The organism is Aminobacter niigataensis (assembly GCF_946995915.1).
Taxonomy (GTDB): domain Bacteria; phylum Pseudomonadota; class Alphaproteobacteria; order Rhizobiales; family Rhizobiaceae; genus Aminobacter; species Aminobacter niigataensis.
The window spans coordinates 2,981,217-2,996,402 of the sequence record NZ_OX341517.1; the positions used below are offsets into that span (position 1 = coordinate 2,981,217).

16 protein-coding genes are annotated in these 15,186 nt (G+C 59.9%); 4 read left to right on the forward strand and 12 right to left on the reverse strand.

Annotated features, from left to right (window positions below; genetic code table 11):
* Window positions 1–153 precede the first annotated feature (153 nt).
* Together O1Y97_RS14525 and O1Y97_RS14530 are read left to right on the forward strand one after the other, a co-directional pair.
* Window positions 154–1,086, forward strand: coding sequence for an amino acid kinase family protein (locus O1Y97_RS14525; RefSeq protein ID WP_055977450.1), 933 nt, complete (start codon window positions 154–156; stop codon window positions 1,084–1,086).
* 27 nt (window positions 1,087–1,113) lie between these two features.
* Window positions 1,114–1,575: a pyridoxamine 5'-phosphate oxidase family protein gene (locus O1Y97_RS14530; protein WP_055977446.1), complete on the forward strand. Its 462-nt coding sequence runs from the start codon at window positions 1,114–1,116 to the stop codon at window positions 1,573–1,575.
* A gap of 52 nt (window positions 1,576–1,627) precedes the next feature.
* Here the strand turns inward: O1Y97_RS14530 and O1Y97_RS14535 are convergent, their stop codons facing one another.
* The 11 genes from O1Y97_RS14535 to O1Y97_RS14585 form a co-directional block, all read right to left on the reverse strand.
* The gene (locus tag O1Y97_RS14535) at window positions 1,628–3,445 is read right to left on the reverse strand and encodes a SulP family inorganic anion transporter (protein ID WP_404801179.1); all 1,818 of its coding nucleotides are present in this window, start codon (window positions 3,443–3,445) and stop codon (window positions 1,628–1,630) included.
* Window positions 3,446–3,490: 45 nt separating this feature from the next.
* Window positions 3,491–3,823: a TIGR01244 family sulfur transferase gene (locus tag O1Y97_RS14540; RefSeq protein WP_055977439.1), complete on the reverse strand. Its 333-nt coding sequence runs from the start codon at window positions 3,821–3,823 to the stop codon at window positions 3,491–3,493.
* 29 nt (window positions 3,824–3,852) lie between these two features.
* A complete protein-coding gene (locus tag O1Y97_RS14545) occupies window positions 3,853–4,716 on the reverse strand; it encodes an MBL fold metallo-hydrolase (protein WP_055977750.1) in 864 nt (287 codons plus the stop codon).
* Window positions 4,717–4,755: 39 nt separating this feature from the next.
* On the reverse strand, window positions 4,756–5,205 hold the full coding sequence (locus O1Y97_RS14550) for a DUF6691 family protein (protein WP_055977437.1): 450 nt from the start codon (window positions 5,203–5,205) through the stop codon (window positions 4,756–4,758).
* Between the two features lie 3 nt (window positions 5,206–5,208).
* A complete protein-coding gene (locus tag O1Y97_RS14555) occupies window positions 5,209–5,658 on the reverse strand; it encodes a YeeE/YedE family protein (protein ID WP_055977434.1) in 450 nt (149 codons plus the stop codon).
* A 360-nt stretch (window positions 5,659–6,018) separates the two neighbouring features.
* Complete coding sequence (locus tag O1Y97_RS14560) at window positions 6,019–6,684, reverse strand: Crp/Fnr family transcriptional regulator (protein ID WP_199914478.1); 666 nt, start codon at window positions 6,682–6,684, stop codon at window positions 6,019–6,021.
* Window positions 6,685–6,961: 277 nt separating this feature from the next.
* The gene (locus tag O1Y97_RS14565; protein ID WP_055977428.1) at window positions 6,962–7,657 is read right to left on the reverse strand and encodes a VIT1/CCC1 transporter family protein; all 696 of its coding nucleotides are present in this window, start codon (window positions 7,655–7,657) and stop codon (window positions 6,962–6,964) included.
* Window positions 7,654–8,058 (reverse strand): OsmC family protein, encoded by a 405-nt coding sequence (locus O1Y97_RS14570; protein ID WP_055977424.1) that lies wholly within the window; start codon window positions 8,056–8,058, stop codon window positions 7,654–7,656. Before O1Y97_RS14570 ends, O1Y97_RS14565 begins: the two co-directional genes overlap by 4 nt.
* 136 nt (window positions 8,059–8,194) lie before the next feature.
* On the reverse strand, window positions 8,195–8,842 hold the full coding sequence (locus tag O1Y97_RS14575; RefSeq protein ID WP_318761485.1) for an FAD:protein FMN transferase: 648 nt from the start codon (window positions 8,840–8,842) through the stop codon (window positions 8,195–8,197).
* A 25-nt stretch (window positions 8,843–8,867) separates the two neighbouring features.
* Window positions 8,868–9,143, reverse strand: coding sequence for an FAD:protein FMN transferase (locus tag O1Y97_RS14580; RefSeq protein ID WP_256371622.1), 276 nt, complete (start codon window positions 9,141–9,143; stop codon window positions 8,868–8,870).
* Between the two features lie 230 nt (window positions 9,144–9,373).
* Window positions 9,374–10,210, reverse strand: coding sequence for a universal stress protein (locus O1Y97_RS14585; RefSeq protein ID WP_055977421.1), 837 nt, complete (start codon window positions 10,208–10,210; stop codon window positions 9,374–9,376).
* Between the two features lie 175 nt (window positions 10,211–10,385).
* Here O1Y97_RS14585 and O1Y97_RS14590 point away from each other — a divergent pair, with 175 nt between their 5' ends.
* Together O1Y97_RS14590 and O1Y97_RS14595 are read left to right on the forward strand one after the other, a co-directional pair.
* The gene (locus O1Y97_RS14590) at window positions 10,386–10,787 is read left to right on the forward strand and encodes a c-type cytochrome (protein WP_055977418.1); all 402 of its coding nucleotides are present in this window, start codon (window positions 10,386–10,388) and stop codon (window positions 10,785–10,787) included.
* A gap of 52 nt (window positions 10,788–10,839) precedes the next feature.
* Window positions 10,840–12,372, forward strand: coding sequence for a bifunctional aminoglycoside phosphotransferase/ATP-binding protein (locus O1Y97_RS14595; RefSeq protein WP_055977416.1), 1,533 nt, complete (start codon window positions 10,840–10,842; stop codon window positions 12,370–12,372).
* On the opposite strand, the gene O1Y97_RS14600 is transcribed toward O1Y97_RS14595, so the two are convergent.
* Window positions 12,350–15,070 (reverse strand): bifunctional acetate--CoA ligase family protein/GNAT family N-acetyltransferase, encoded by a 2,721-nt coding sequence (locus O1Y97_RS14600; RefSeq protein WP_318761486.1) that lies wholly within the window; start codon window positions 15,068–15,070, stop codon window positions 12,350–12,352. The two genes, O1Y97_RS14595 and O1Y97_RS14600, sit on opposite strands and share 23 nt — an antisense overlap.
* Window positions 15,071–15,186: the final 116 nt, after the last annotated feature.

The window sequence follows — 15,186 nt, forward strand, 5'->3', positions numbered from 1 at the left end:
ACCACCATCTGGTCGATGGGGCTACACTTCTGGTTAGCTGGCTTGCGCGCTGACGACACCGATATTGACGTGGATCAACGCATCGCGGTGAACATGGGCGATAAATGACGGCCTCAACACCCAGGCGCATCCAACAAGCCACGGAGGCGTAGCATGAGACTGGTGATATCGCTGGGCGGTAACGCACTCCTGCGCAAGGGGCAGGCGATCACCGCCGAGAACCAACGCGAAAATGCATCCCAAGCGGCAATGTGGCTCGCGCCGGTGGCGCGCGCCCACGACGTGTTGGTCACTCACGGCAGTGGCCCCCAGCTGGCGATGCTTGCGCAGCAATCCTTTTCGTACAGCGTTGCTGAGCCTACGCGGCTCGATTTGCTCTGTGCACAGGCCGGGGGCGAAACAGGCTATCTGCTCGCCCGCGAATTGCGCAATCGCCTTGGTGGCGACCGGCCGGTGGTCGCCCAGATGGCCCAGGTACTTGTCAATCCTGACGATGAGGCCTTCAGAAGTCCCACGAAACCGATAGGACCGTTTTATGAACGGATCCACGCTCACCAGTTGCGCCAGCAGCGCGGTTGGGATTTTTCGGAGTTCAATGGAGAGTATCGCCGGGTGGCGGCAGTGCCGCATCTGCAGGCGACAATCGAAGCCCACGCCTCTCAGTTGATGCTAGAGTCCGGGTCTACGGTCGTGATCTGCGGTCCTGTTCCAGTTGCCGAGCTGCCAACTGGCGGTCTGTCGGGCGTAGAAGCATTGCCTGATAAGGATGAGTTTGCATCCCTGCTCGCGCGCGAACTTAACGCCGACGCCTTGCTGCTTCTGACCGACGTGCTTTCGGTCGCCATCGACTATGGCAAACCCGAGCAGCGTCATGTTCGACAGGCTACTCCCGCGATGCTTCGCGCAACATCCTTCGATGCCGGTTCAATAGGACCAAAAATAGAGGCAGCGTGCGCCTTTGTTAAATCGTCTGGGAAATGGGCTGCGATCGGCTCGATCTCGAATGTCGAACGCATCTTGTCAGGCGATGCTGGGACACGTGTGGTCCCAACCATGGCTGGCGCGATTGAACTGTGGCCACGCTGAGCCACGCATTGATCGGGAGATCATGTCATGTGGGTTCGTGAACTTTCGACGTTGGATTGCACCAAGATTCTAACTCGTAGCCACTTTGGGCATCTTGGATGCGCAAAGGATGGGCGACCATATGTCGTGCCTTTCTATTTTTGCTACGCCGACAGCCGACTTTATGCGTTCTCGATGCCAGGACAGAAGGTCGATTACATGCGGGCCAATCCGTGTGTGTGCGTCCTTGTCGAGGAGAGGGGCGAGGGGAGGGAATGGAGGAGCGTGCTGGTCGATGGCCGCTTCGAGGAACTGAAGGATGACACGCCCCAGCACAAAGCTGATCGAGAACATGCCTGGACGCTGCTGAGCAAGCACGTAAATTGGTGGGAACCGGGTGGCCTGAAACCGTTTGAGCGGCCAGTCACCGACCACTCCTTGCATCTCTTCTTTCGCATCGGTGTGGAGCAGATTTCTGGTCGCGAAGCGAAGGAAGACGGCGTGCCTTGAAGCTGCCTCCGGATCGAGCAGGGATGGCGCGCATGGCGCGTAATGACGCGGTTCACTCCAGAGCTGACCTTGAACAAATACTCGCGGCATGACTTGGGTTGTCCGGGTAGTTCAGGCCCTGTTTTGCGGCAAGGGTCCGCATCGCGTCGTATTGTGACAGAAACACCTGCCCAGTCAGCGCATCGAGGAAATGGGATCTTTTCAACCGGTCCATCACCGGGCCTTTCACTTCTGACAGATGCAGCTTCACATCCATCGTCCTCAGGCGATGGTTGATAGCCTCCAGGCTTTCCAGTGCGCTCAGATCGATCTCGTTGATGGCAGAGCACATCAGCACCACGTTTGTGATCGGGCAATCGGTGGCGACGCGATCGGCGACGTAATCCTCGAGAAAACGAGCGTTGGCGAAGTAGAGGCTCTCGTCGATGCGGATGGTGAGAAGGGTCGGATCGGTAAGGACGGTGTGGCGGTGGATGTTGCGGAAATGCTGGGTGCCCGGAACAAGGCCAACCTCTGCAATATGAGGGCGCGAGGATTTGTAGAGGTGCAGTGCGATGGATAGCACCACTCCAGTTGATACGCCGGTCTCTACGCCCATCACGAGGGTCAACGCGGTGGTCGCGGCCACGGCGACGAAATCTGCCTTCGAATAGGTCCAGCTGCGCTTCAAGATCGAGAAATCGACCAAAGAAAGCACCGCCACGATGATCGTCGCGGCCAAGGCGGCCGTCGGGAGGAAGTAAATCAGCGGGGTTAGGGCGATGGCCGCGACGGCCAATCCTATGGCAGTAAAGGCGCCGGCGGCGGGCGTCTCGGCCCCCGCATCGAAGTTTACAACCGACCGAGCGAAGCCACCCGTCACCGGGTATCCTCCGGTGAAAGCCGCCCCGATGTTGGCGGCGCCCAGACCGATCAGTTCCTGGTCGGGGTCTATCCGCTGTCGCTTCTTGGCAGCAAGCGTCTGCGCGACCGAGACGGATTCCACGAACCCGATGACCGAAATCAACAACGCGGGAAGCAGCAGAAGGCCGATCAAATTGGTGGAAAATGAGGGCAGTGTTAGCGGCGGCAGTCCCTGTGGCACGACACCAACGATTTGCACTCCTTTTGCATCCAGTCCGAGGCCCCAGACCGCGACCGTTGTCACGACCACGGCAAGCACCGGACCGGCCTTGGTCACCATATCCGCCAGGCGCAGGCCGAGGCCGAGGTGACGCAGCATCGGTTTCAAACCCTTGCGGACCCAGAACAGAAACCCGGTGGCACCAATCCCGATCAGCAGGGTGATCCAATTCGTTGCAATGAGGTTCTCGACCAGCGAAACCACCATTTCGGGTAGAGTGTCGCCGCCTGCTCTGACACCCAGAATATGCTTGATCTGGCTGGTTGCAATGAGGATGCCGGATGCAGTGATAAAGCCCGCAATGACGGGATGTGACAGGAAGTTGGCGAGAAACCCCAGCCTCAAGAGACCCATCGCCAGCAGGATTGCCCCAGACAGTCCAGCCAGGGTCAGGGCGGCCACGGCATAGCCCATGGTCCCCTGTTCGGCGATATTGCCGATGGCAGCGGCCGTCATCAGCGACACTACCGCCACGGGTCCCACCGCCAACGCTCTGCTGGTACCGAAGATCGCGTAAAGCATGATTGGCGTGATCGAGGCATAGAGCCCGGCTTCCGGCGGCAATCCCGCCAGAAGCGCATAGGCCAGCGACTGAGGGATCAGCATGATCGTCACGATCACCGCCGCCAGCAGGTCGCCCGTCAGGGCTTGACGATCATAGGTCCGGCCCCATTGCAGGATCGGAAGATAGCGTGCGAGCAATGTGGCGGACATGGGACGAGACTTTTCTGGTTCTTCATGGTCCATGAGAGGCAGCTTCAGTGCATCTGCAGAAGGGGGCAGACTGCCGGGTCATCCCCGGATCGCGGCGAAGAGGCTCTGAGCCCGGGCGCCCGTGCGGCAATAGGCCAAAACCTTGCCTTGAGCCGTCGTCACGGCGGTGTCGAAAGCGACGACGTCATACTTGGTTGTTTGACCTGGCGTGACCGGAATGTGGAGCGCCTCGAGCCCTGACGCCTGGGCGGCAGCTTTGATCTCGGCAAAGCTGGGCTGGCCTGCATCCTCGTGATCGGGGCGGTTGCAGATCACTGTGGTAAAGCCTGCGGCCTTCAATTCGGCGAGCTGCACAGGCGCAATCTGCGGGCTGACCGCGAAATCCGGCGTGATGTGTTTGATGTCTTGCATTTTCGTTGTCCTTGAATGGAGGTCAGAGCTCAAAGCCTGTTGATGGGCACTTTGAGCATTGGCCGGCCGTCCTGGTCGGTCGGCACCTCGCCCGCGCGCATGTTTACCTGGAGCGATGGGATGATGAGTTTTGGCATCGCCAGCGTTGCATCGCGTTCGGTGCGCAAATTCACGAACTGCTCCTTGGTGGCTCCTTTGCCGACATGGATGTTGTGTTCTTTTTCCGCGGCCACCGTCGTTTGCCACTGGATGTCGCGGCCATTGGGGCCGTAGTCGTGGCACATGAACAGGCGCGTCTCGTTTGGCAAAGCCAGCACCTTCTGGATGCTATCGTAAAGTGTGGCGGCATCGCCGCCGGGGAAATCGGCACGTGCCGATCCGCCATCGGGCATGAACAGGGTATCTCCCACGAAAGCCGCGTCGCCCATGACATGGACCATGCATGCCGGCGTATGGCCGGGGGTGTAGATTGCCACCGCCTCCATGTTGCCGATCTTGTAGGTGTCGCCATCCTCGAATAGGGCGTCGAACTGGCTGCCGTCGCGCTGGAACTCGGTGCCTTCGTTGAAAATCTTGCCGAACGTGTCCTGCACGACCATGATCTTGTCGCCGATGCCGATCTTGCCGCCGAGAGCGCTCTGAATGTAGGGCGCGGCGGAAAGGTGGTCGGCATGCACATGCGTCTCGATGATCCACTCCAGCTTCAGGCCGTGCTTGCGGATGTAGTCGATGATGGCGTCGGCATGGTCATAGGTGATCCGGCCCGCCGCATAGTCGATGTCCATGACGGAATCGATCACTGCACAGGCGCTCGAGGATGGGTCATTCACCACATAGCTGATGGTATTGGTTGCCGGGTCGAAGAATGCCTCGACCTTTGGCTTGACGGACATGTTGATCGGATAGTCTGTCACGACGGTCTCCTTTCTGGTTCAGGTTTCACGGCGCAGCACGCGGGCTGCGCGCTCGCCGCTCAGGGCCATTAGGCCCTTGGCGCCAAAGATGCCGGCGATCAGCGCCGCCACGAAGGCGACGACCTCGATCCGGCCAGTTCCCAGGGCGGGGAGCGCGGCCCCCGGGCAGAACCCGGCGATGCCCCAGCCCCCGCCGAACACGGCCGAGCCGGCGAGTAGACGGGCATCGATACGCAGATTGTTGGGCAAGTGGAATTTCGCGTCGATGATCGGCGAGGACCTGCGCAAGACAATGCGATAACCAAGGAAGGCGATGATAACCGCCCCTCCCATGACGAAGATGAGGCTTGGGTCCCAGTTGCCTGCCACATCGAAAAAGTTGAGCACCTTAGCCGGGTTGGCCATGCCCGAAATCGAAATGCCCACGCCAAAGACAAGGCCGATGAGATAGGTCGTCAGAAGTCGCATGTCTCAGGCCCCCAGAACATGACGGATGACATAGACGGTCACCCCGGTGGTCAGCATGAAGGTCAGTGTTGCAGCGATGGAGCGGCGCGACAGGCGCGCCATCCCGCAAACCCCGTGTCCCGAGGTGCAGCCGGATCCGTAGGTCACGCCGATCCCGACCAGCAGGCCGCCCACCAGCAGCATCGGCATGGACACCGTTACCTCGACTGCGGGCATCTGCCCGGTCACGGCCAGCGTAGCAAGCGGCCCGCTGATCATCCCGGCCAGCAATGCAAGCCGCCAACCGGTATCTGGATGCGCAGACGGGGTCAGAACACCTGCCAGGACGCCGGTGGCTCCCATGATCCGGCCAAGGGTCAGCATCAGCAGCGCCGAGGCCAGCCCGATCAGAATGCCGCCTGAGAGGGATTGCCATGGGGTGAAAAGGGTTTCGATAATGGTTAGTTCCGGCACGTCTTGACCCCCAAGACGGCCCAGCCGTTGAGCAGAGCGGCAGCAGCGTTCTGCGCCTCGCCGACCTCAAGGCGAAGCGCGCGGTCTATGAATCTTACATTGGCAATCATTGTCGGTGATCTCCTGAGAACAGCACATGCCTATGCTCTTTCGACTTGCCGTTCAGTGACGATGTCACCAAGCGGAAGAAAAAAGACCTACAGGCTGACTGACAGGTTTGCGGATGGGGGCCGTCCGGACGCTGGAAAAATGTGTGATGTCGGATGGCGTCATTACAAATGGAGGGAACAGGCAACGCCTTAACCTGTGGATGATTGCTGTTTTGCGAGCGCTCCGATGGAAGCGACCCTGGGGGCAGATCTATCCAGCATCCAGGGCGGCGAGTCTTTCTAATCCGGCAATATCTACCAGATCGATCGTCCCGCGCGATTGCCGGATCCAGCCCCGTCGCTGAAACTCGCCCAACTGGCGCGAGACAACCTCGCGCGCGGTGCCCAGTTCGGCTGCCATCTGCTGATGCGTGGCTTTGATCTGTCGTGCGCCGCGCTCCAGATCGATCAGCTTCTGCGCAAGCCGGATATCGACGCGCTGGAAGGCGATGTCTTCGATGACCTGAAACAGATCGGTGATCCTTCTGGAATAGGCGGTGAATATGAAATTGCGAAAAGCGACCGACTGCGAGACCAGCTCATCGAAGACCGCGCGCGGGATGGCCACGGCGCGCACATCGGTTTCGGCGATGCCCTGGGCGGAATAGTCTTCGTGGGCCAACAGGCAGGCAGTAGTCAGCACGCAGCTTTGTCCAGCCTCGACTCGATACAGGACTATCTCGCGGCCACCTTCGGAGACCTGCTGCACCCGCACTCTGCCTTCCAGCAGCAGAAGCAGGTTCTCTGGTGACTTGCCGGGGCCGAAGACCACAGTACCTTTCGGGACCGCTATCACGGCGCTCTTTCGGGTCAGCGCGTCGCGTACGGCTGGCTCGAGACGGGACAAGCCCGGAAATTGCGTGATCCAGTCAGGCAAAAGGATCGCTCCTACATTCTAGGGCCCGGGTCCAGGCTACCCTGTTTAGTGACAGATACGTATGAGGAATATCGGCTCTCGGGTAGGCGCGGGCCATCGTCGGCGACTGCGACTGTATCTTTGGGCAGCATCATTTGCGGTTCTCCTGGTTGGGCGAATTGCGTACTTGGAAACGGGAAAGTGCGCTCAGGGGGAGCAGTCAGGCCACGCGGCTTTGGACGAAACTACAGGATAGGGTGGTGTCGGATATCGGGCTCGCCCGGAGTTGGCCGTTCACTCAGACAGCCGTCCCGATCAGCGCGCCAATGCCAGCAGTCAACGCCATCGCAAAGGCGCCCCAGAAGGAAACCCGCAGCATTGCTTTCATGACATTGGCTCCGCCTGCCTTCGCGCCGATTGCTCCCAGAAACGCAAGGAACAGCAATGAAGCAGCCGACACGACCCAGACCAGCGAAGCGGTGGGCGCCACAAGCACCATCGCTAGCGGCATCGCAGCTCCGACGGCAAATGTAGCTGCTGACGTAAAGGCTGCCTGGATCGGCCGCGCCGTCGTCATCTCCGAAATCCCGAGCTCGTCATGTGCGTGGGTGGCAAGAGCGTCTTTTGCCATCAGCTGGTCGGCGACTTGATGTGCAAGGTCAGTCGTCAAGCCGCGCTTGACGTAAATCTGCGCCAATTCCTCTCTTTCGAACTCGGGTTGCGTTTCCAGTTCCATCCGCTCGCGGTCGAGATCAGCATGCTCGGTGTCCGACTGCGAACTCACCGATACGTACTCGCCCGCCGCCATGGACATGGCACCTGCTACAAGCCCGGCCACGCCCGCGACAAGAACTTCCGACGTTCCAGCAGCAGCGGAGGCGACTCCGACGATGAGGCTGGCTGTGGAGACTATACCGTCGTTGGCTCCGAGTACTGCAGCTCGAAGCCAGCCGATCCGCGAAACGAGATGGTTCTCCTTATGCAGCCTGCTCATGCCTGCCTCTGGATGATGCCGTTCAGCGCGGTGGCTGCAGCGATCGTGTTTGAGATGGTGCCGTATTTGCGGACATTCCTGTGCAGCAATTCCAAACGCTGGTCCGTCTCGTCCGTGTCAACCGTCAGTACGTAGTCGATTGAGACTATTTTCGGGGGGCTATCCTGCCGCACGGCATGAACATCGACATGGGCACCTTTGAAGTCGAAGTGCAGCATCGGAGCAATGCGCTCGAGCCCCTTGATCATGCATGCCGCGACTGATGCGAGTAGCAGTTCCGCGGGATTGAAAGCATCAAGTCGACCATCAGGATCGGTACCAAGACTGATCTGTGCGGTCTTGGTCGTGGCAAGGGCGCCGTGGACATCCACCCGACGGGCTTCGACGTTGTACTCGAGCATGATGCGACCTCTCCTTTGGAGCGCGCTATGGACGACGCGCGAGAACGATTAATCCTAGCGCGTCAGAATTGCAGGAGAATTGATCTGGATCAGGTGGCAAAGGCAGAAGCGGCAAGCTTGATTCTACTTCAATGAATTATTTGCCAGAGATAGTGTCGAGTCCTCGCCGATACATGTCCGCGTTTTGGTACTCCAACTCCTCAGGCAGTGCAGGATCCCAGGAGCAGGAAGGCGACCATGGGGAGCCCACAGGCCAGATCGTTTGAGGCCAGGTCCGTCCGCCGTAGAGGGCGGCCCCGCCCAGGAAACCTCCCAGGGCAACAGCACGTTCTTTAGGCGGTCTGCATTCGAATGCTCCATCCCTCTGCGTGGCTCGCCCCGTCCTGTGCGGCCGCCGACGCCTGGGCCACCGCCTTGATGGTGCTCGGCCCCGGCGAGGGCGGGGTTCTGGCGCGGAAAGTCGGGATCGACGCCCTTTTCCTGCTTCGAGGCGAAGCAGATAGCATCCGTGCGTGCAGCGTCGGGCGAATATTCGCGGACGAACCGGCAATCGGACAACCGTGACTGAGGCAGGGGCATCGAGAAGTGGTGTGCCTCTACGCGGGTCCATGGTGTGCGAGAGCCGCCGTCCCTGCACCTCAACCCAGTGGCGGTAGTCGCCTGAGGTCGCCACGGCGCTGTCCTGCAGGGACAGGACCGAATGCGGTGCTCGCCGGTCCGGATCGGGCAGTTCCACGGCGACCGTCCAGGTCTCGCCGTCCGGCCTCCGTCCCATGGCCCGCATTTCGCCGTCTATGCCGGCCAGTGCATCACGGACTCCGAGGGTGGCTAGCGTTTTCGGCCAGCCGGTCCACCGCGAAGCCCTTGGCGATGCCGTTGAGGTCGAGCGCAATGGGTACAAGCTTCCGTACCTCCCCGTCGCCCAGCTCGATCGCTTCATGCGCGGGAATGCGGCGCGCCGTCAGGGCCGTGCGGATCAGGTCGGCGGCGGCGGCCGGGCCGAATCCCCAGGCTGTTACCGCATCGCCCACCCCGATGTCGAAAGCAGCGTCGGATACCTTGCCAACTGCCAGCGCCAGCCGCACGATCGCCCACCGCTTGGGCAGCGCGCTTACTCTTAGGTCACCGCGCCAAGACAGCCAGAGCCGGTTCGAAGCAAGTGTCCGGCTTGCGAGCGCAGTCACGCCCGAGACAAGGATCTGAGCTGAAGTTCAATCTGGCCCCATCACGTCGAAAGTGCCGAAAATCCCGCATCCTAACGGCAAGGCAGTTGCCCTTGTGGTCGAAGACAGCTTGAGCATCGGGCCTTGGCCATTCAGTGCGCCATGAATACGGGCTTTGAAAGGTCATTAAGTATCGACTTGGTAACGCCGCCGAACAACTTTTCGCGCAGGCGCGAATGGCCGTAGGCACCCATCACAACCAGGTCTGCCGACATATCCGCGGCATGTCGCTTCAGCACCTCAGCAACGCTCCGGCCCGAACTTGGAAGCCGCTCGACCATGACTTTCGCGCCATGACGGGCAAGATAGGTCGCGACGTCGGCGCCGGGTTCGGCACCTTGGTGGCTTTCTCCTTCGACAGGATCGACAAGAACCAGGCGCACATCATCAGCGGCCGTCAGCATGTGGATTGCCTCACGAACGGCGCGGGAGGCTTCGATGCGCGAATCCCAGGCAATCATCACCTTCCTTGGTTGCAGGCTTGGCCTCGATCCTTCAGGAACCAGCAGCATTGGTTTGCCCGACGAAAAAAGGGCGCCTTCAATGGTCTTGTCTTTGAGGGTGCCGTCCGACAATAGTTCCGGTCCAATGAGGGTCAGGTCGGCGTAGCGGGCCCGCCGACCGATGATTTCATCGGCCCAGCCGATTTCGGCATAGGCGTTGGTAACGTCGGCGGATATCGCGGAGCTGGCTAGCAGGTGCGAAACTGCGCCGGTCCGTTTTCCGAGCTGTTCGAGGTCGGCGCGACGTTCTTCCATCCAGGCATCGGAGATCGGAGCCGCGTAGTCGCCAATCGGTGGCGGGGCGGCGAGTGCCACCGCAAGCACAGATAGGTGAGCGCCGACTTCTTCACACAGGCTGGTCGCCAGCTTGATGTCGTTGTCGCCGCGATGCGTACCGGTGACCGTTAGAATTGTCTTGAAGGGCATAGCGTGGTTCCTCTCGCCTGATGGGACACTTGAGCAGCAATCGATATCGCCAACGGCGGGGACATTCCTTGCGCTGCGTCAAATCGTGGAGGGCATCTGACGACAGGTTTGACAGGGATCAAAGATTGGCCTGGTCGATCAGTTAGGCTTTGTCCCTATTCGCGGGGGAGCCGAAATGAATTGTTTGATCGCAACCTCTATCTTTCTGGCAACAAGCTCATGGCCAATCGCCGCCCAAGAGATGGGCTACGGCGAAAGTGAGTTCATCAATTCATGCGCGCTCTGTCATGGCGTGCGCGGGAAGGGTGATGGACCTCTGGCTACGGAGCTGCAGACGGCCCCTTCCGACTTGTCTCTGCTCTCGGAGCGAAACGGCGATGAGTTTCCCTTTCAACTGGTGATGGCGATAATTGACGGTCGCCACATCGTGCCAGGGCATGGCGAGCGCGAAATGCCGGTCTGGGGACGCGAATTCCTGGAAAGCGACCAACGCACCTATGGTGCGACGGGCGGAGAAGCTGTGACCCAGGAGAGAGTTCACCAGCTCGCAGAGTACATACAGACGCTGCAGAGATAGGGGCGGCCTTGCAGGGCGACGCTCGATAGCACTCGACCGACGGGAAATTGCGATGCTCACCGAAGACCAGACAGCCGCAGTCGCCTTCTTATTGAATGCGGCGACGCATCGTGACGCCAACAAAGTGGAACTGATTGAGACGCATATTTCCCGCGTCTTTCTTGTTGGAGAGCGCGCCTTCAAGATGAAGCGAGCGGTCAAGCTACCCTATGCGGATTTTTCGACGGCAGACCTTCGGCTGGCTGTCTGCAAGCTGGAGGTCGAGCGTAATTCAATGACTGCGCCGGGCCTCTATCTAGCTACGCGGCGCTTGACGCGTACGCATAACGGCCAGCTGGAGTTCGATGGACTTGGCGAACTCGTCGACGCAGTGGTCGAGATGCGTCGCTTCGATCAATCGGCCTTGCTGGATCGAATGGCTTTGGCCGGCGAACTGACGCCAAAACTCATGACGGACGTCGCTCGAACGATCATACGGTTTCACCGTGGCGCCCCTGTTTCTCATTCCGGCACCGGTACGGCGAACCTGGGACACGTGCTCGACATCAACCGTGCTGGGTTTGCAACGAGCAGCGTCTTTACCGATGTCGAAGTTGAAGCGTTCGACGGGCTGTTCCGGAGTGCGTTGGTACGCCATGAGGGCCTGCTAGATAGCCGCGGACGCCACGGCAAGATACGGCGCTGCCACGGGGACCTCCACTTGCGAAACATCTGCCTGTTTCAAGGCGAGCCGCGGCTTTTCGACTGCATTGAATTTAATGACCAGATCGCAACGGTAGACGTGCTCTACGACCTCGCATTCCTGCTGATGGACCTCTGGCATCGTGGTTTGCCAGAGTTCGCCAACCTGGTTGTGAACCGCTATCTCGATGAGGCGGACGATGAAGACGGCTTCATCCTTTTGCCCATGCTGATGGCGATCCGCGCTGCGGTCCGTTCGCATGTTACCGCGACGCTCGCAGACGAGGGCGGTGACAACAAGGTGAAGCTGGTTGCCGAAGCGAAATCATATTTCGAACTTGCCCGACAGTTGCTTATCGACTGTCCGCCGAGGCTTGTCGCTTTTGGAGGCTTGAGCGGTTCCGGCAAGACCACAGTTGCTGAAGCTGTCGCCGCGCATATCGGGGCGCCTCCAGGGGCACGGATAGTCGAAAGCGATCGCGTAAGGAAAAGTCTTCACGGCGTGTCGGCCGAAACCCGACTGCCGGCGAGGGCATACCTGCCGGAGGTATCAGAACGCGTCTATGCCGAGATGGCCTGGCGTGCCGGGTTGATCCTTTCCCAGGGCGGTTCGGTGGTTGCCGATGCCGTTTTTGATCGCCGGTCGGACAGGCAAAGGATCGAGCGTAGTGCCAGCGAAAGGCATTTACCCTTCGTCGGCTTCTGGCTTGAGGCTGACCCGACTTTGCTTTGGCAGCGGGTGAGCGAACGAAAGGGAGGGCCATCGGACGCGACCATTGATGTATTGTCACGGCAGTTGCGACGCCATGACGATGATGTCAGTTGGGTGAAACTTGATGCTGCCCGTGTTCCTGCCCGGATCGCTGCAGATGTTTTGGCTTTCAGCCCGCACCAACCGGGGTAGCTGCAAGCACTTGAGGCGACTTCAGCATGAGTGTCGCGACACAGAGGCCGTAGTCCTCTGCGACGTGTTTAATGGCAAACCCGAATTCCCTGCACATGGCCAGCATTTTCCGGTTCTCGCTGAGGACAATGCCTTCGATCTTGGCGATACCATCGGCACGTGCGTAGTCGATGATCTGGCGTAGCAGTTCCCAGCCGAGGCCCTTACCCTGTAAATCTGTCCGGACGAGCAGCGCATATTCGGCCACGGCGTGGTCAGGGTCGCATGAGAGGCGACTGATGCCCGCGAGCTTGCCACTGGCGGCCTCGATCGCAACGAATGCCATTTCTCGTTCGTAGTCGAGTTGTGTCAGCCGTTTCAGCATCTGGTCGGGAAAGTTCTTGCGCGGCCCGAGAAATCGGAACCTGAGGTCTTCCTGCGAGACTTGAGCGAGGAACGGTGGATAGAGACTGAAGTCAGTCGGTTTGATGGGTCTGATGGAATATTCCATCCCATTGAAGTCAACACTCCGCTCCCACTTTGCCGGGTAGGGACGAATGACGAGATCGGCGTTGGGGCTCGGTTCTTCGACCTTCGCCGGATCGATTTGGATGCGGGCGTCCAAGGCCATCGCCCCGTCCGCGTCGACCAGGACAGGGTTGATGTCCAATGATGTGATGCAGCGAAAATCGACGACCAGTTGCGAGATGCTATTCAACGCCGTCAACAGTGCGGCGCGGTTGGCTGGCTCGCGATTGCGGAAGCCGGCCAGCAGGCGGCCGGCACGCGTACTGTCGATCATATCTCCAGCCAGAACATCATCCAGAGGCGGTAGCGCCATCGCGGTGTCGTTCAACACTTCAACCGCAACCCCTCCCGTGCCGAACAGCATGACGGGCCCGAATATCGGGTCGCGGTTCATGCCCAAGATCAGTTCATGGGCCTGCTTTCTTATGATCATAGGCTGCACTGAATAGCCGTCCACCGAGGCACCCGGCATGGCCTTACGGACACGCTGGTAAATGGCCTCAGCGGCATTTTCGGCCGCAGCAGAAGACCTGATATCAAGCACAACGCCGCCGATATCCGACTTGTGCGAAATGTCCTTGGACAGAAGCTTCACAACAACCTTTTCTGCGGTCAAGAGCATGGTGGCCGCTGCCTGACCAACTTCGGACGGTGAGTTGGCTACCACTGTCTTTGGCGTCGGTATCCTGTAGGCCGCGATCACTGTCTTGGCCTCGGGTTCGGTCAGCATGGACCGCCCTTCCTTGGCAACTTGACGGAACACCGAACGCGCAAGATCTCGATCCGCGTTGAAAGCGTCGTCGTAAGTTGAGGGCACTCGCATGAGCGCGGTTTGGGCCCGGGACCAGTCGCCGAGATAACAAACTGCTCGTGCTGCCTCAGCTGTCGTCTCGAAACTGGCGATGCCTGCGTTCTGCAGTATGTCTCGTCCGGCTTTTGCGGTGTTTTCGCCAAGCCAGCACGTGAGCACCGGTTTGCCATTTATCTTGCCGTCATGCGCAATGGAGGCGACGGCTGCGGCAGCTTCGGTCGCCGACGCGAGTCCCGTGGGACAGTTCAGAACCATCAGGGCGTCCGTGCCGGCATCGTCCGCCACGGCCTGGATGGCCTCGGTGTATCGACTTGGAGGCGCGTCGCCGATGATGTCGACCGGATTTGCCCGCGACCACGTTGAAGGCAGACAAACATTCAGCCTGTCGAAAGTCGCAGACGACAGTTCGGCCAGGTCGCACCCCCGATCCAAAAGTTCGTCGAGCGCGAGCACTCCAGCGCCGCCGCCGTTCGTCACGATGCCTACGCGGCTTTGCTGCAGTGGGGCAAAGTGGGCCATGGTCTCGGCTGCATCGAAGAGTTCCAGCAGGCCTTTGACACGGAGCACCCCGGCGCGCCTGAAAGCTGCGCTGACCGCGCGATCACCCCCAGCAAGCGCGCCTGTATGCGTAGCGGCAGCCTTGGCGGCCTGTTCATGCCGTCCAGATTTTATGGCGATCACGGGTTTGAGGCGCGCTGCGGCGCGCGCGGCCGCCATGAACTTTCGCGGGTTCGGGATCGTCTCGAGATACATGAGGATGGCGTGCGTAGCAGGGTCGCCAGCAAGCATGTCGAGATAATCTCCGACGTCGACGTCGGCCATTTCCCCCAAGGAGACTACGTGTGAAAAGCCGACATTGTTTTCCAGCGCCCAATCCACCAACGCGGTCACGACGGCCCCGGACTGTGAAAGCAGCGCAATCCCGCCAGATCGTGCCGGCTTGTGTGCGAAGCTGGCATTGAGCTTGAGCGACGGGATCATCAACCCGAGCGTGTTCGGTCCAATTATCCGGAAAAGATTTGGCTTGGCTGCATCGAGCATGGCTTGCTTGAGCCCGTTTTCAGCGGTGAGACCCGCTGTAATCACGACTGCCGCCTTGCCCCCCTTGTTGCCGAGTTCGCGAATGATGGCTGGAACGGTGGCTGGGGGGGTGACGATGACACTGAGGTCCGGAATGCCCGGAAGGTCTTGTGCTTGGCGGTAACAAGGCCTGCCGACGATTTCCCGATATTTTGGATTGACTGGCCATATCTCCCCTTCAAAGCCGCCTTGGGCGATGTTTTCGATGACAACGCGCCCGACAGATCCCTGTCGTGTCGAAGCACCAAAGACAGCCACTGATTTGGGGTGTACTGCGAATTCAAGATTCCGGATGGTCAAGTCGCCTGTCCTCCTGTTGTCACCGTAGGCCCAGGCGTGCGGAGATGCTTTGCTTCAAATCAACCCCTGCGGTTCGCTCGATGAGATTGACCTGCGTCAAGGCTACTGAGTTGCCG

Excerpts from the sequence above, each read along its gene's own strand:
- O1Y97_RS14525 (WP_055977450.1), top strand. The coding sequence starts at position 154 with ATGAGACTGGTGATATCGCTGGGCGGTAACGCACTCCTGCGCAAGGGG.
- O1Y97_RS14530 (WP_055977446.1), top strand. The coding sequence starts at position 1,114 with ATGTGGGTTCGTGAACTTTCGACGTTGGATTGCACCAAGATTCTAACT.
- O1Y97_RS14535 (WP_404801179.1), bottom strand. The coding sequence starts at position 3,445 with ATGGACCATGAAGAACCAGAAAAGTCTCGTCCCATGTCCGCCACATTG.
- O1Y97_RS14540 (WP_055977439.1), bottom strand. The coding sequence starts at position 3,823 with ATGCAAGACATCAAACACATCACGCCGGATTTCGCGGTCAGCCCGCAG.
- O1Y97_RS14545 (WP_055977750.1), bottom strand. The coding sequence starts at position 4,716 with ATGTCCGTCAAGCCAAAGGTCGAGGCATTCTTCGACCCGGCAACCAAT.
- O1Y97_RS14550 (WP_055977437.1), bottom strand. The coding sequence starts at position 5,205 with ATGCGACTTCTGACGACCTATCTCATCGGCCTTGTCTTTGGCGTGGGC.
- O1Y97_RS14565 (WP_055977428.1), bottom strand. The coding sequence starts at position 7,657 with ATGAGCAGGCTGCATAAGGAGAACCATCTCGTTTCGCGGATCGGCTGG.
- O1Y97_RS14570 (WP_055977424.1), bottom strand. The coding sequence starts at position 8,058 with ATGCTCGAGTACAACGTCGAAGCCCGTCGGGTGGATGTCCACGGCGCC.
- O1Y97_RS14575 (WP_318761485.1), bottom strand. The coding sequence starts at position 8,842 with ATGCGGGCCATGGGACGGAGGCCGGACGGCGAGACCTGGACGGTCGCC.
- O1Y97_RS14585 (WP_055977421.1), bottom strand. The coding sequence starts at position 10,210 with ATGCCCTTCAAGACAATTCTAACGGTCACCGGTACGCATCGCGGCGAC.
- O1Y97_RS14590 (WP_055977418.1), top strand. The coding sequence starts at position 10,386 with ATGAATTGTTTGATCGCAACCTCTATCTTTCTGGCAACAAGCTCATGG.
- O1Y97_RS14595 (WP_055977416.1), top strand. The coding sequence starts at position 10,840 with ATGCTCACCGAAGACCAGACAGCCGCAGTCGCCTTCTTATTGAATGCG.